At 74.2% G+C, this 783-nt stretch carries 1 pseudogene; it reads left to right on the top strand.

What is annotated here, in order from left to right:
- A pseudogene (locus F3J18_RS38490) lies at positions 1 to 783 on the top strand (exodeoxyribonuclease V subunit alpha); the annotation flags it as partial.

Here is a 783-nt window from a genome sequence, read left to right as displayed (position 1 = left end):
GGAGGCGGGCGGCCCGCCGGCGCTGGCTGGAGCGGCGCCTGATGCGGTGACGCCGCCCGCCGGGCCGGCTTCGACGACCACGCGCGCGACGGCGCGCGGCAAGCGCAAGGCGCGTGACGAAGCGGAGCAGCCGCCGGCGCAGGCTTCCCTGTTCGATTTCGACGAGGCGCCGATCGTCGAGCCGGTCGCGCTGCCCGCGGTATCGATCGACAGCTTCGCGGGCGCGCCGCTCGATGCCTGGATCGAGCCCGAGGAACTGGGCTGGCTCGATGCCTGGCGGATCGACGAGCAGGATGTCGCGGGCGCCGTTATGAATCGGGAGGCGCGCGCTTCGGTGCCTGAGGCCGGACTCGAACCGGCACCTCCCGTCGGTGCCATCTCCCCCCTGGCCGACTGCGTCGTCTGGCTCGAACGCAACTACCGCTTCGGCCTCGATTCGCCGATCGGCCGGCTGTCGCTGGCGATCCGCCGCGGCGCGGCGCAAGACGCGCTCGATGCCTTGTCGACTGAAGCCGGCGCCGCCGCGCGCTACTACGACGACAGCGGCGACGCCTTGTCCGTGGCCACCATCGAGCGCCTCGCGCACGGTTTCGACGCCTATGGCGAGGCCTTGCGCGCCGCGCTCGCCACGGCCGAGCCCGATCCGCTGCCGCTGTTCGACGCGCTGAACCGCTTCCGCATCCTGTGCGCCACCCGCAGCGGCGCGCGCGGCGCCGACGAGGTCAACCAGCGCGTCGCCGCCCAGGTGCGTCGCGCGGTGCGCGTGCCGCTCGCGGTCGGCGC

Origin of the sequence: Burkholderia sp. Ax-1720 (assembly GCF_011753035.1) — a bacterium.
GTDB classification, from domain to species: Bacteria; Pseudomonadota; Gammaproteobacteria; order Burkholderiales; family Burkholderiaceae; genus Burkholderia; species Burkholderia gladioli.
This window is presented reverse-complemented; position numbering and strand designations above follow the sequence as displayed.